Source organism: Pseudomonas sp. LBUM1658, from assembly GCF_059716055.1.
In genome coordinates this window covers 1898197-1912692 of the sequence record NZ_CP166798.1, presented here as the reverse complement: position 1 = coordinate 1912692, position 14496 = coordinate 1898197, and the positions used below count along the sequence as shown (strand labels likewise).

At 54.6% G+C, this 14496-nt stretch carries 15 protein-coding genes and 4 tRNA genes; 3 read left to right on the top strand and 16 right to left on the bottom strand.

All coding sequences use genetic code 11. The features are described from left to right. Positions 1-496: 496 nt before the first annotated feature. Positions 497-1123, bottom strand: a complete 627-nt coding sequence (locus ACA064_RS08700; protein ID WP_497672994.1) for a hypothetical protein — start codon at positions 1121-1123, stop codon at positions 497-499. Positions 1124-1192: 69 nt separating this feature from the next. Then, the gene (locus ACA064_RS08695) at positions 1193-1591 is read right to left on the bottom strand and encodes a hypothetical protein (RefSeq protein ID WP_497672993.1); all 399 of its coding nucleotides are present in this window, start codon (positions 1589-1591) and stop codon (positions 1193-1195) included. Positions 1592-1814: 223 nt separating this feature from the next. Between ACA064_RS08695 and ACA064_RS08690 the strand changes: the two genes are divergently transcribed. Continuing rightward, positions 1815-2519 (top strand): hypothetical protein, encoded by a 705-nt coding sequence (locus tag ACA064_RS08690; RefSeq protein ID WP_497672992.1) that lies wholly within the window; start codon positions 1815-1817, stop codon positions 2517-2519. 620 nt (positions 2520-3139) lie between these two features. On the opposite strand, the gene ACA064_RS08685 is transcribed toward ACA064_RS08690, so the two are convergent. Together ACA064_RS08685 and ACA064_RS08680 are read right to left on the bottom strand one after the other, a co-directional pair. Then, entirely contained in the window at positions 3140-3448 is a 309-nt protein-coding gene (locus ACA064_RS08685) for a hypothetical protein (protein WP_497672991.1), read from the bottom strand. Between the two features lie 11 nt (positions 3449-3459). Continuing rightward, positions 3460-3924, bottom strand: coding sequence for a hypothetical protein (locus ACA064_RS08680; protein WP_497672990.1), 465 nt, complete (start codon positions 3922-3924; stop codon positions 3460-3462). A gap of 555 nt (positions 3925-4479) precedes the next feature. On the opposite strand from ACA064_RS08680, the gene ACA064_RS08675 reads away from it, so the two are divergent. Beyond that, entirely contained in the window at positions 4480-4698 is a 219-nt protein-coding gene (locus tag ACA064_RS08675; protein ID WP_497672989.1) for a hypothetical protein, read from the top strand. 647 nt (positions 4699-5345) lie between these two features. Here the strand turns inward: ACA064_RS08675 and ACA064_RS08670 are convergent. The 5 genes from ACA064_RS08670 to ACA064_RS08650 form a co-directional block, all read right to left on the bottom strand. Continuing rightward, positions 5346-5657, bottom strand: a complete 312-nt coding sequence (locus ACA064_RS08670) for a Rap1a/Tai family immunity protein (RefSeq protein WP_497674201.1) — start codon at positions 5655-5657, stop codon at positions 5346-5348. 227 nt (positions 5658-5884) lie between these two features. Beyond that, positions 5885-6649: a COG3904 family protein gene (locus ACA064_RS08665; RefSeq protein ID WP_497672988.1), complete on the bottom strand. Its 765-nt coding sequence runs from the start codon at positions 6647-6649 to the stop codon at positions 5885-5887. A gap of 75 nt (positions 6650-6724) precedes the next feature. Continuing rightward, positions 6725-7042 carry a hypothetical protein gene (locus tag ACA064_RS08660; protein ID WP_497672987.1) on the bottom strand — a complete coding sequence of 106 codons (318 nt, stop codon included), beginning with the start codon at positions 7040-7042 and terminating at the stop codon, positions 6725-6727. Between the two features lie 300 nt (positions 7043-7342). Next, positions 7343-7648, bottom strand: a complete 306-nt coding sequence (locus tag ACA064_RS08655) for a hypothetical protein (protein WP_497672986.1) — start codon at positions 7646-7648, stop codon at positions 7343-7345. A gap of 319 nt (positions 7649-7967) precedes the next feature. Continuing rightward, positions 7968-8044 (bottom strand) — tRNA-Val (locus ACA064_RS08650). 183 nt (positions 8045-8227) lie between these two features. Between ACA064_RS08650 and ACA064_RS08645 the strand changes: the two genes are divergently transcribed. Beyond that, entirely contained in the window at positions 8228-9511 is a 1284-nt protein-coding gene (locus tag ACA064_RS08645) for an NAD(P)/FAD-dependent oxidoreductase (RefSeq protein WP_497672985.1), read from the top strand. A gap of 277 nt (positions 9512-9788) precedes the next feature. Here the strand turns inward: ACA064_RS08645 and ACA064_RS08640 are convergent. From ACA064_RS08640 to ACA064_RS08610, 7 genes are all read right to left on the bottom strand, one after another. Continuing rightward, positions 9789-9865, bottom strand: a tRNA-Asp gene (locus ACA064_RS08640). Between the two features lie 94 nt (positions 9866-9959). Next, positions 9960-10036 (bottom strand) — tRNA-Asp (locus ACA064_RS08635). 56 nt (positions 10037-10092) lie between these two features. Continuing rightward, a tRNA-Val gene (locus tag ACA064_RS08630) sits at positions 10093-10168 on the bottom strand. Positions 10169-10348: 180 nt separating this feature from the next. Beyond that, complete coding sequence (locus tag ACA064_RS08625; protein WP_497674200.1) at positions 10349-11116, bottom strand: SDR family oxidoreductase; 768 nt, start codon at positions 11114-11116, stop codon at positions 10349-10351. A 5-nt stretch (positions 11117-11121) separates the two neighbouring features. Then, on the bottom strand, positions 11122-12333 hold the full coding sequence (locus ACA064_RS08620) for an O-succinylhomoserine sulfhydrylase (protein ID WP_497672984.1): 1212 nt from the start codon (positions 12331-12333) through the stop codon (positions 11122-11124). Positions 12334-12363: 30 nt separating this feature from the next. Continuing rightward, entirely contained in the window at positions 12364-13869 is a 1506-nt protein-coding gene (gene purF / locus ACA064_RS08615) for an amidophosphoribosyltransferase (protein WP_497672983.1), read from the bottom strand. 40 nt (positions 13870-13909) lie between these two features. Then, entirely contained in the window at positions 13910-14470 is a 561-nt protein-coding gene (locus ACA064_RS08610) for a CvpA family protein (protein WP_497672982.1), read from the bottom strand. Positions 14471-14496 lie beyond the last annotated feature (26 nt).

Below are 14496 nucleotides of genomic sequence, written 5' to 3'. Positions count from 1 at the left end.
TAAAATCGTAATGCTAGATCCAAAAGTTACTCGATTGGCGCAAAATTATATTTTATTCGACAAGCAGTTATCGGCCATTAGGTGCCTATCTTGAATGTCAGCTATGGGGCGTTCACTGCCGGTCATGATTGCTGAGTGTGGTGGTCAATTCCGATGAAAATGGCTGGTCGGGTCGATTGCAAATGGGTAGTCAAGTCAGTGCAATTACCCAGATGTCAGCGGATCTGGAAAAGTGGTCCCCCACCAGCGGCGAGATGATCTAGGCTTCCCGCATCACCACTCAAGGACGATAGCCATGCCGGATAGCTCAGAGGCCAACATTGCAACAGCGGACGCAATGACACCGAGCCACACGCAGCCGAAATTCAGAAAATTACCAAAGGGTATCGGTAGTGCCTATATCCCTGCGATTTTTCCGCCAGCGACAGTGCTGATATTGCTGCGTGCCACCCGATTTTAGAAAAAGGTCAGGTAGCTTGATTATGGAGAGTCGTGCCTACTCTAGGGGCGCGAGAATGTCCTTCAGGAACGGAAACTCTGGCACGCAGGTAGAGTCGATCTGCTGTCGCAGTGCCTCATCCCCGGACTTATGTGCCCCTAGGCAAAGGTAATAATTCCGCCCTTCGTGGATGGCGTAAACGATCCATTCGCCAGTCATCTCGCCCGCGTCATACCGCCGTTCATAGTTCTCTTCAACGGCCTCCCGAGCAATTTCAGCGATATCTTCAACTTGGAAGAAACGCTCTTCGCCCGATGCTTCAGCCTCTCGCACCTTCTCCGCCAACTTGGGGAGTCCTTGCTTATTGAGGCCGTTTAGTAAGTTCGTCGCCATCGACGATAGGTCGTGGACTAGATGGTGCTTATGCCAAAGCCCCTTTAGCGGCAGTCTATTGAACCGGACTGGCGGCTTCGTCGCACTCTGCCTCTCTGGGTTCTCCAGGGCCTGAACTTCCGCCATCACACGCTCAGGGGAGATACCGCCATGGACCGCCTGACAATACAGTTGCACGGCAAAGAACGAGCTGAACCTATCTGGAGTGAAGCGATCCAGTCCGATGGATTTCACGAACTCCCTGACCTCTGCCGTCTTGTCTTCGCCGCCTATGTTTAACTGCTTGAACATCTGCTGCTCCCTCCTTGAATGACCTGCTGGCGTTACGTAACTGCTAGGATTTGGAAAGTAGCCTCTCCCCTACGGGGCACGATTGTACTTCTGCTGGAAGTCGCCCTCCATTTTCTCGCACACAGTTCTGACAAACCTTCGGGTTGAACGCTCTTCCAGATCGTCCTTTACGTCTTTCCAGCAGAGTTCGATGGCCAAGGCCGCACTTTTGCGAGCTTTGTCTTCAGGGGTTTCCGTGGCCCTGATCGCGGCTCCTAGGACCATCATCCCCAGTAGGCCTAATACGGGAGTGAGGATAATCCACAGAATGACCTTCCCCGCCGTACTGCCCGACTTCACCGCTTCTTTACGCTGGTGCTTTCCACCACCCTGATTATCCAGCATCTCCCCACAGAACTTGCACTTCAGCGCCTCAGCCTTAATCGTCTCCGCACAGTACGGACATTTCTTCTCGTCGTTATCTGCCATCTCATCACCTCCGTGTATGGTGGGTGGCACAATGCCACATTCCCCAGCATCTCTCTAGTCCGAATTGTTATACGGATCGGAGAGAAGTCTTCCCTCAGAGGCTTGAGCGCCCCGGCCCCCAGATACTTCTGCCAGCCATTGGCGAGCGAGCGTTTGGTTTGTTTCTTAGCTGGTATACTAGTTCCGCTCGCTGCTAGACAGGTAGGGCTGGTCCGGAGGGGACATGGATATCAAAGCCTTTTGCGTTGAACATGGTATTGATTTGAGCAGGTGTGGCGTGTCTCTAATCGGCGGGAGCTTCAATTTGGTCGAGTTTGACTTCTCCCCAACTGAGCTTCTTATCTTGGCAGAAGAAGACTTTCAACGGGGCGGACTTTCGGCACTGATAAACTGCATAGCAAACATCAAGCGGGCAATAGTTTGTCAAATGGATCGACTGCTAAAATCTTTTGGTTGTGAATTCTTAAAGCTAGATGTTTGGCAGAAGGTTAAGAAGTTAAGAGGATTAGGATTGTTGGCGCCTGAGCTTTTACGTAAAGTCGTTAAGCTACGTAATACTCTGGAGCACGAATATATAGCGCCAACGCTGGAACAGGTTGAAGATGCCCTTGATATCGCTCGTCTCTTTGTCATGTCTTCATCGGCAATGTTTACGCCTTTTGAAGATACACTACAGTTTTCCTTGCGCAAGGCGTCTGTCCTGCACCCGATTAAATATTTAACGGTTGGATTGAATCGGGAGGCCAATAGCGTGTTTTACACGGTGTATCTCTATGGGGCGGATAATTCTGAGTGCCTTGGTCGATGCACTATTCAGTCCGGACATCTACTATTCGACCAGCTAGTTAAACTTTCTGCATCTCTGACGATGAAGTACAAAGTTGATCAGGCGTGTAAGGACTTCGATGCGGTGTACGCTACCTTATAGCAAGAACGCACAAGCTGTTCCTGCTATAAGATAAGTGATGAATGAAAGGCAGTCCTCTTGAAAGATGACTAACTAACCAACGTACTAAGTGCTTTAAGCGTTAACCAACACGCCATAGGTGCTGCTATAGATGAGATCACCAAGTGGCTCTCAGAAAATGGAGTGGGGAGTGTCACCGTTAACGCAAGGGCTGCCATGGAAACGTTGGACACCAACGCTCAGGGCATCACAGACGCCATCATGCGGCTACGCCAGTCCTAGGTATCGCCAAACACCCTGCCCCTCCTTCATCAGCGAGTCCCGATTTAATGCGGGGAAAATTGGGATTCTGTGGAGAGTGGGATAACTTGCATCCCACATGGCCACCCATTTGCATTGCCACTAACCAGTCAATTGCATCCGTGCTGACCAACCGATTGCATTCGACTTGACCAACAGGCGCCGTAGTGACGACCGACAGAGAACGGCCAGAAGCAGTCAGTCGGTGGAAAGAGGCTGCCCAGCCCCGTAACATGGCCGCTCGCTAGAACGCCTTTTCGCCGCCCCATTTTTCGTCCATAAATTACATGTTATCTAGAGCTCACAGTTGCCCTCCTGAGACCAAAGCTAAGAGATGCAGCTTACTGCGGTGAAGGATTATCAAAGGTAATTGTTACCTTAGTCACTCCATCGCTCAGGTATTTCGTTATACAAAATAGTGTTGGTCGCCCATCCTCGAACACAGTCCGCTGGATTACAAGATCACCTGGAATATTCACCCCTCTTTCGTTAAGCTCCTCAGGATCCAGCAGCACAGACATAACAAACTCTGCCCTATTTTCAGGCGCGACGTCATTTAAGTCCCGAAGTACACCTTGAAATTCGGCTGACGCAGCAAAGTCCCGAACCCTCTTATATGCATCAACAACTTCGTCTTTCGTTACTGGCATCGTCCTCTCCCTCAATTACCGACACTAATGCAAGCTGTAACTCCAAAGCCTCCTCCTAAAGACGCACAAATCGTTATTGCTCGTGGATCGCCTGAAGAAATTCCACCGGGAAACTTTGGAGGGATCGGAAAATGCTTGGGCTCGGCGCCCCCTCCTGGATTGACAATAGGGTTCAACGGATTACTGGGATTATTAACCGTAGAAATCATTGTAGAGAACTCGTTCAAATCCTTAAATGGAAGTGCATAATTGGGATCTTCAAATAGTCTCGGGTTGACTTTTGCGCCGTCGGGTAATGGCAGCCCTTCAGCCTTAAACCATTCTGGCGTTGCATACTCTAAAACCGCATCGGTCAACTCTACACCATCTTTTGAGCCAAGCTCATTTGCCAAATCCCTATAGCGCGGATGTGCTGCCAATTCAGCGAGAGACTCTATTTGCTCATCCGTAGGTAGATTGCCTATTAAATCAACCATATACACTCGCCTCCGGTATCGATATATGTACAAACCAAAGCCAATTCACCAGTACATCCGTGCATTTTTCTGAGTGTAATATCTAACTTACGGGACGCAAGCCCATTCCCTAAAGGCAAACCAAAAACATTAGAACTAAATCGAATAACCTGAAGACGAAATGGATATAAAAGACTGGTTGGGCTATTTCCAGAAGACGAATGTTTGCAACAGTTGCGCATGAATGAGCTTTAGTTCAGGAATTAGTTACCCCGTCAGTACCTTAGACAATCAACCTCGCGTTTACGTATGTAAGCGTCTGCCCTAGTCACCTTGCGTGACTCAGGCAGGTACCCCTGATTGCGGGAGCAGTTAACCGATTTGCGCCGGTGTCGACCGTCTGCATGGGTCGTCTTCTGCCGGTCATGACCAAGAAGCGTGCTGGTAAAATCAGGTCCAAAGGGCTGATCAGGTCGAATGCAAACAATAGGGCAGACCAGTGCAATTACCCACCCCCGCCCCAGCCAACAGCTAGATGATCTAGGCTTCCCGCACCATCACTCAAGGACGATATCCATGCCGGATAGATCAGAAGCCAACATCACCACAGCGGACGCACTAACACCGCTGCCGCATAACCAGCACGCCCTAGCAGCCGCGATAGAAGAGGTCACTAAGTGGTTCTCAGAGAATGGGGTGGGAAGTGTTGCTGCTAACGCCATGAGCACTCTGGAAACGCTGGACACGAACGCTCACGCCATCACAGATGCGATCATGCGACTACGTCAGTCGTAGGCATCATCACCGCCACCGAATACTGTATGCATGCACAGCGCAGTGGTGAGCGGTGAGCGGTGATGCTCAATCTGTGGGTGATGGGTGGGAAGGTTACGTACAATTGCTACGTACAATCCAGAAACTAAAAAGCCCCGCAGACTTTAATCTGCGGGGCTTTACGTATAATGGCGGAGAGATAGGGATTTGAACTCCATCCACACAGCCACCTGAAAACTTGACCACAGGACTACAGGTCAGCTACTCATTACCACCCTCAATCGCGAGGCTTGGTGCCGTATTTTCCGGTGTACGGATTCACATTCCCCTTCGTACTGTAGTTATTATTCCTAGTAGCATCTGGATTTGTAGCATGGGAAGGCCGGACATACGTTCCATTACTTCGCGTATATCCACTGATAGAATGATCAGAGCGACTCCCTGAAGAGTAACTTGATTTGTACGAAGAGTGTCCGCCAAAGCTGCTACCACGAGCATAGGCATTCCCTGAAAGCGCTGCGACTGTGATCACAGCTACCAAAAACAGTCCCTTTTTCATGCGGCCTTCCACTTTAGATCAATGATGGCTCAAGGATATTATCTTCAAAGGCTCATCTGACAGACTACGAACCGTAACGCGGGACCAAAACTGCGGGAATGGTTCTTGGTTATCCTTTGCACGGATACGTATTTTGAAAGGCTGCCATGGTTAGGAAAGCACCGTCGCGATGTAGTGACGCTGGATGTTCCTCTAGGTACTTAGCGACGATTCTTGCCCCCTGCTGGTTCATTAGCCCAGCGGGGAAGCACGTCCTTTCTTTGGGGAGTAGGTATTCGTTCATTGTATCCATGGTGTTCATGACTCCGTTCACCAGCCCTAGGCAATATCCGATGTCTATACTACTGGTGTCGCGGTCGCCATTCGAATCGCGAATAGCCTCTTTACAGGCCCTAAGTAGCTGATTTCCGTCTCCCGCCATCGCCAAGCCGCTCGCCAAAGTCCCGACCAGTGCAGCCGCTCCAATCCATGCCTTCATGTTGACTCTCTTGACGTTTGTGATAGCTCGATATTACGTATTGCAGTGGCTTGACTCCATCGAATGGCATACCACTAATTAACGAGTAAGCATCTCCACTTCAAATCCGGTGGCATTGATCAACCTCCTCAAGGAGGCGTATACGCATCATCTGAAAAGAACTCAAATGGCTAGCGCATCAGGCCCAATTTTTTACGCACTGAATCCAGACAATTCATATAGTTCACTGCAAGTTCAGGATGATACCCTTCTGCGCACTTATTATCTTGCTCTTCCGCGAGCTTCACACGTCGCATATATTCCGTCCTGGTTAGCCCGAGCCCCTTTGCTCGCGCTAAATCCTCCTTCTCTTGATACGCCATGTCTGGTTGATCTAAGCGATTTCGCTCTATTTCTTCATTAGTGAGATATCTGATATTCGTTGGAGGGATTGAGAACATTTCCTGCGCTAAAGACCTAGGTATATTCATTTCGTCGAGGTAGTCTTCCGAGGCCGCCAAGAGTTGCTTTAGACCGGTGCCGACATCCCCTGCAGGCATCTCGGTGAAGTAGGGTCTGTGAATTCCGACCAACCCTTGGCGCAACTTTGTAACCCCTGCCGCAAGCACAAATACACACGAACTCAAGCAGGAGGCGTTACCTGGCAGCCAGACAGTTAGCTCGTGCCTCCTAATCACTCGCCCAATTCTGAATGCTTCTGCTACGTCACCTCCAGGGGAGTTAAGGAAAATATACCAAGGACTGCGCGAATCTATGCCTTTTGCGTATTTGACAAGCTTCTCAATGCCTTCGGCGTCCCCTCCTTCAATTGGACCGGTTAGAAAAATGCTTCCCGCTTTGAAAGTCAGTTCGGCAGAGATTGCATTAGATGAGAAGAATGCTATAAAGCTGGCGAGCAAGGCGAGGGGCAAAAAGGTCGTACGCTTAATCGTCATACCGCAAGTCTCATTGAGTTGAGATGGGCTTTGTATGTTACATATGGCGAAGAGATAAGGTCGCTAAACCGCGAGTCATTCGCGAGTCATTCGCTTCTTCCGAGCTTTTGCATAGAGAGAGGTTGCCGCCGAAAAGAGCATCATCCCTCCCGCGATGGAAACAATGACAGGCGTGGCAGTAACTATGACAGGAGCACTGACAACGCCAATAGTTACTCCCAGAGCGGTCAAACCAGTAGGGGCGGCAACTGACGCACCGGCCACCGTCGCAGCAGCCACAAGCCTGCCAGCTTTTGCCACAGAATCAGCGTGATCAGCAATCCGGTCTCGATGGTCATCGAGCTTCTTTATTAGCATCACAGACGCCCCCGCCAGTGCCTTAACTTTGCCCATCCCCCTCTCCCGGTGCATGCCAATGAATTAGCTTGATAGTAGCCTATCGCCACAAAGCTGTTGAGGAATTGGCTTGCCCGGCCTTCAGAAAAGACGGCATGTGTCAGACACCAGCGGATAAGCGTCCCGTTCCTGAGGATATGATTGAGTGCAATATCGGCTGTGGTGTAGTGATACACGTACTTATTAGCGTCTGTGACATTCACGATCATAGCGCGTGATCCTCCTTCCGCTGGATTGGACGCGAAGCATACCCAGAGCCATTGCATCCTGCCATCAGGTCGCGGTGTCGCCCTGGTGCTAGGGCTTGTCCTTGCTGAGCCATGGATAGGTGCTGTAGTCGCCATACTGACCCTGACACCTGCTCTGCGTCCGAAGCAGCTCAAACTCCGCTTTCAACGTGTTCACCGATGCTCTCAGGCTGTCCCGATCGCTGACTGTCAGTGCGTGCATGCACACCAGCGTGGCAATCCGCTCACGGCAGCGCCGTAGCTCAGCGTTGGTTTCGTCGAGCTCTGATTCCAGCAGGTGGCACTGGTGACTGAGCATTTCCAGTTGCGTGGGCAGCCCCAGCTCAAAGCCGCTGTGGTCGATATCGTCTGTCATGGCCTAGGGTCCGAAGGGCAGAGTACAAATGTACTCTTCACGGTAATGGCTTACCGGGGCACGCTCAAGGCACGCAAGACAGGTGGCGAATAGGACTGGATACACGGTCACTGTGCTGCCCAGCACAGCGTGATGCCGTGCCCTACTCCACCCTGAAACGAAGAAGAATCCAGCTCAGAACGGGCCATTGCTGGCGTTCACATTGCTCAGTGTGAACGGACCCGTTATTTTGTGAACGTTCTGCATGAATTCAAGACAACAAAAAAGGGCCCACCTTTCGGTGAGCCCTTCTAGACCGCCCAGCAGAGCGGATTTTGTTTGGTAGGCGCGATTGGACTCGAACCAACGACCCCCACCATGTCAAGGTGGTGCTCTAACCAACTGAGCTACGTGCCTGCTGTGTGGCGGCATTCTACGGAATTCCGGAGGGGTGTCAACACCTTTTTTGCGGCTAAGCCTATGAATATGCGAATTTTTTAATTTCAGCGCGACAAAGAAGATTTTTCGCTGGCTGGCAGCCGTTTTTCAACTCAGGTAGGATCGATGCACTCGTAAAATATATTAAACAGAGGCTGCAGGATGGCGAACACCCCCTACCCGGATTCCTATTACGCCGCATCGGCTAACGCGGTAACGCCGCGTCCATTGCTGCAGGATGACGTAGAGACTGACGTCTGCGTGATCGGTGCCGGTTATACCGGTCTCTCCAGCGCGCTGTTCCTGCTTGAGAACGGATTTCGGGTGACTGTGCTGGAAGCAGCCAAAGTCGGTTTCGGTGCTTCGGGTCGCAATGGCGGTCAGATCGTTAACAGCTACAGCCGCGATATCGATGTGATCGAGCGCAGCGTCGGGCCCAAGCAGGCGCAGCTGATCGGGCAAATGGCGTTCGAGGGTGGCAGGATCATCCGCGAGCGTGTGGCCAAGTATCAGATTCAGTGCGATTTGAAAGACGGCGGGGTGTTCGCCGCGATCACCGCCAAGCAGATGGGCCATCTGGAGTCGCAGAAGCGTCTTTGGGAGCGTTATGGCCATACCCAGCTGGAAATGCTCGATCAACGCCGCATACGCGAGGTGGTGGCCTGTGATCAGTACATAGGGGGCATGCTCGACATGAGTGGCGGGCACATGCATCCGCTCAATCTCGCTCTTGGCGAAGCCGCTGCGGTGGAGTCGCTGGGCGGGACTATCTATGAGCAGTCGCCGGCCATTCGCATCGAGCGCGGGGCCAATCCGGTGGTGCATACGCCCCAAGGTAAAGTCCGGGCCAAGTTCATCATCGTTGCCGGGAATGCCTACCTGGGCAATCTGGTTCCAGAGCTGGCGGCCAAGTCGATGCCTTGCGGCACTCAGGTCATCACTACCGAGCCCCTGGGTGATGAATTGGCTAAAAGCCTGCTGCCCCAGGACTACTGCGTCGAAGACTGCAACTACCTGCTCGACTATTACCGGTTCTCGGGTGACAAGCGGCTGATTTTCGGCGGTGGCGTGGTGTATGGCGCGCGGGATCCGGCGAATATCGAAGCGATCATTCGACCGAAGATGCTCAAGGCCTTCCCGCAACTCAAGGATGTGAAGATCGATTACGCTTGGACCGGCAATTTCCTGCTGACCCTGTCGCGCCTGCCACAGGTCGGACGCCTGGGCGACAACATCTACTATTCCCAAGGCTGTAGCGGCCATGGCGTGACGTACACGCATCTGGCAGGCAAGGTCCTGGCCGAAGCCCTGCGTGGTCAGGCAGAGCGTTTTGACGCCTTTGCCGACCTGCCGCACTACCCTTTCCCTGGCGGACAATTGCTGCGCACGCCATTCGCCGCATTAGGCGCCTGGTATTACGGCCTGCGGGACAAGTACGGCTTCTGATTCTGTAGGAGCTGCCGCAGGCTGCGATCTTTTCTGCGGGCACCACCATCGCAAAGATCAAAAGATCAAAAGATCAAAAGATCAAAAGATCAAAAGATCAAAAGATCGCAGCCTGCGGCAGCTCCTACGCCATTGTGTATGGAACAGGAGGCAAGGAGAAGCCAAATTCCACATACAAAAAACCCCGGTCTTTCGACCAGGGTCTTTGCTATCAATCAGAAGAAGCCAGCGGCTTTCTTCGTAGCTTCAAGGCGTTCAGTGGGCCTTGAGGCAGATATGGCGCAGCGGACGGGACTCGAACCCGCGACCCCCGGCGTGACAGGCCGGTATTCTAACCGACTGAACTACCGCTGCGTATCGCTTTGGACTTGCGTCCATTTAAACTCGTCTGACTGGAAAGCTTCGAGGCTTTTCAATCTCGAGCCAGGCGAACCCGACTCGGAAAATATGGCGCAGCGGACGGGACTCGAACCCGCGACCCCCGGCGTGACAGGCCGGTATTCTAACCGACTGAACTACCGCTGCGCGTCGGTGGAGGCTTTTGACAGCTTCCGTCTTGCTTTCGCAAAACTCTCAAGAAGTGGTGGGTGATGACGGGATCGAACCGCCGACCCTCTGCTTGTAAGGCAGATGCTCTCCCAGCTGAGCTAATCACCCTTTGCTTCGTTGAGGCCGCGAAATTTACGCAGGTATCGAAGCTAAGTCAATAGCAGCGTTAGAGTTTTTTCAAAAACAGCTTTTAGCGGCAAGCTTCAAGCTGCAAGTCAAAAGCCGTAACGTGCAAGCAGGACCAACACCGACCCGCTTAACTTGCAGCTTGTAGCTTGCAGCTGCCCCTCACTGCCTATAGACCATCTTCTTGGTCATGCCGCCATCGACCACAAACTCCTGGCCGGTGACGAATCCTGCATTCTTCGACAGCAGCCAGGCCACCATCGCCGCCACGTCTTCCACGGTCCCTACCCTGCCCGCCGGGTGCTGGGCATGATCGGCGTCCGTCAGCGGCTCGGCACGACGTACAGACGGGTCTCGGGCATCGATCCAGCCGGGGCTGACCGCATTGACCCGGATCTCCGGGCCAAGACTGATCGCCAGGGCGTGGGTCAGCGCCAGCAATCCACCCTTGCTCGCCGCATAGGCCTCTGAATCAGGTTCCGACTGCCCGGCCCGGGTCGAGGCCAGATTGACAATGGCCCCCGCGTGAGCGCGCAGGTAGGGCGCGCAGTGCTTGGCCAGCAGCATCGGTCCGCTGAGGTTTACCGCCAGAACGCGATTCCAGTAAGCCAGATCAAGGCTTTCCAGGGTGATGTTGTGCGGGTCGGCCACCGCCGCATTGCATACCAGCGCATCCAGGCGCCCGAACTGTCCGAGCACCTCGGCAACGCCCAGGGCAACCTGCCGCTCGTCCGCCACATCCATGGTGATGAACCAGGCGCTGTCACCGAGAACCTTGGCCACCTTTGAACCGCGCACCCGATCCAGGTCCGTCAGCACCACCTGCCAGCCTTCGCTGATCAGCCAGGCCGCAATCCCCAGACCAATGCCACGCGCCGCGCCGGTGACCAGCGCGACACGACCATGGGCGCTACCCGCCGCCATGGACATCTCGATCACAACGCAGCCAACCCACGAGCCAGATCCGCCTGCAAGTCGCCGACATCTTCCAGACCGACTGCAACCCGGATCAAGCTGTCACGAATCCCCGCCGCCTCACGCTCTTGCGGCGCCAGACGGCCGTGAGAGGTGGTGCTCGGGTGGGTAATGGTGGTTTTGCTGTCACCCAGGTTGGCGGTGATCGAAATCAGTCGGGTCGCATCGATAAAGCGCCAGGCGCCGTCTTTGCCGCCCTTGACCTCGAAACTCACCACCGCGCCGAAACCGCGCTGCTGACGCAGGGCCAGTTCATGCTGCGGATGGCTCTTGAGACCGGCGTAATGCACTTTCTCGATACCGTCCTGTTGCTCCAGCCACTCGGCCAGGATCTGCGCATTGGCGCAATGAGCACGCATACGCAGGCTCAAGGTTTCCAAACCCTTGAGGAAGATCCAGGCATTGAACGGACTCAGGCTCGGCCCGGCGGTACGCAGGAAACCCACCACTTCCTTCATCTGTTCGCTGCGACCGGCGACCACGCCGCCCATGCAACGGCCCTGGCCATCGATGAACTTGGTGGCCGAATGCACCACCACGTCCGCACCCAGCTTCAATGGCTGTTGCAGCGCCGGCGTGCAGAAGCAGTTGTCGACCACCAGCAGCGCGCCCTTGGCATGGGCAATCTCGGACAATGCCTTGATGTCCACCAGTTCGGCCAGCGGATTGGAGGGTGATTCAACGAACAGCAATTTGGTATTGGCTTTGATGGCCGTATCCCAGCCGGACAACTCCGCCAGGGGCACGTAATCGACTTCGATACCAAAACGCTTGAAATACTTGTCGAACAGACTGATGGTCGAGCCAAACACACTGCGCGATACCAGCACATGATCGCCAGCGCTGCACAGGCTCATCACCACCGCGAGGATCGCCGCCATGCCGGTGGCAGTTGCAACGGCTTGCTCGGCACCTTCCAGCGCGGCGATGCGTTCTTCGAACGCCCGCACTGTCGGGTTGGTATAACGCGAATAGACGTTGCCTGGCACCTCACCGGCGAACCGCGCAGCCGCATCGGCGGCGGTGCGGAATACGTAACTGGAGGTGAAGAACATCGGATCACCGTGCTCGCCTTCCGGCGTTCGGTGCTGACCGGCGCGCACGGCCAGGGTATCGAAAGCTACGCCATCGAGGTCGCTGTCCAGCCGACCGGCATCCCAATCCTGACTCATGCTGCCTACTCCTTAGTCTTGATATCTAAATCAGTTGTTGTACAGGTCGATGATCGCGCTGACAGCCTGAGTCTTGACCTTGGAGGCATCGTTGCGCGCCTGCTCGATCTTGTTCAGGTAAGCCTCGTCGATATCACCGGTCACGTACTTGCCGTCGAACACCGCGCAGTCGAAGTTCTCGATCTTGACCTTGCCACCGCCCACCGCTTCGATCAGGTCCGGCAGGTCCTGGTAGACCAGCCAGTCGGCGCCGATCAGATCCGCGACGTCCTGAGTGCTGCGATTGTGCGCGATCAGCTCGTGGGCGCTTGGCATGTCGATGCCGTAGACGTTCGGGTAGCGAACCGCCGGGGCTGCCGAGCAGAAGTAGACATTCTTCGCTCCCGCTTCACGGGCCATCTGAATGATCTGCTTGCAGGTGGTGCCGCGAACGATGGAATCGTCCACCAGCATCACGTTCTTGCCGCGGAATTCGAGTTCAATGGCGTTGAGCTTCTGACGTACGGATTTTTTCCGTGCTGCCTGGCCCGGCATGATGAAGGTCCGGCCGATGTAGCGGTTCTTCACGAAGCCTTCGCGAAACTTGACGCCCAGATGGTTGGCCAGTTCCAGCGCCGAGGTGCGGCTGGTGTCCGGAATCGGGATGACCACGTCGATGTCGTGATCCGGACGCTCGCGCAGGATCTTGTCGGCGAGCTTCTCACCCATGCGCAGGCGAGCCTTGTACACCGACACGCCGTCGATGATCGAGTCCGGACGCGCCAGGTAGACGTGTTCGAAGATGCACGGAGTCAGGGACGGGTTGGTCGCGCACTGACGGGTGTGCAGCTTGCCGTCTTCAGTGATGTAGACCGCTTCGCCCGGTGCCAGGTCGCGGATCAGGGTGAAACCGAGCACGTCCAGGGAAACGCTTTCGGAGGCGATCATGTACTCGACGCCTTCGTCGGTGTGGCGCTGGCCGAAGACGATCGGGCGGATGCCGTGCGGGTCGCGGAAACCGACGATGCCATAACCGGTGATCATCGCGACTACCGCGTAACCACCGACGCAACGGTTGTGCACGTCGGTGACCGCGGCGAACACGTCTTCTTCGGTTGGCTGCAACTTGCCGCGCTGGGCCAGTTCGTGAGCGAACACGTTGAGCAGGACTTCCGAATCGGAGTTGGTGTTGACGTGGCGCAGGTCAGATTCGTAAATCTCCTTGGCCAGCTGTTCAACGTTGGTCAGGTTGCCGTTGTGCGCCAGGGTGATGCCATACGGCGAGTTGACGTAAAACGGTTGAGCTTCGGCCGAAGTCGAGCTGCCCGCGGTCGGGTAACGCACATGGCCAATGCCCATGTGACCGACCAGGCGCTGCATATGCCGCTGATGGAATACATCACGGACCAGGCCGTTGTCCTTGCGCAGGAATAACCGGCCGTCATGGCTGGTCACGATACCGGCAGCGTCCTGGCCGCGGTGCTGGAGGACGGTTAGCGCGTCATACAGCGCCTGATTGACGTTCGACTTACCGACGATACCGACGATGCCACACATGCGACGCAACCCCTACTTAATGATCTGAACTGAACACAACTCACTGAGGCGTTTTGGCCGTCGGCAAGAGGTGCTCCTTGAACGGTATTTCAACGGGTACGCTGATACCGCTGGCAAGCCACTGACTGCTCCACCCAAGAATCAGGTTTTTGGACCAGTCTGCAACCAATAGAAATTTTGGCACGAGCTGTGACTCTTGCCACCACCCGTCCTGCTGTACCGGCCCCAGGCTCAACAGCCCGACCGCCACGACCACCAGCAACGCGCCACGCGCTGCGCCGAAGGCCGTACCGAGAAACCGGTCGGTCCCGGACAGGCCGGTGACGCGAACCAGTTCGCCGATAAGATAATTGATCATTGCGCCTACCAGTAAGGTGGCGACAAACATGATGGCGCAGCCCGCGATCACGCGAGCCGAAGGTGTTTCGATGTATCCGGCGAGGTACTGAGACAATGAACCACCGAACAGCCAGGCTACGACTCCTGCGATGATCCAGGTGAGCAGCGACAGGGCTTCTTTGACGAAGCCGCGGCTCAAACTGATCAAAGCGGAGATGGCGATGATTGCAACGATCGCCCAGTCAACCCAGGTAAATGGCACAGTTCAGCCTACAGACAGATAAGGCG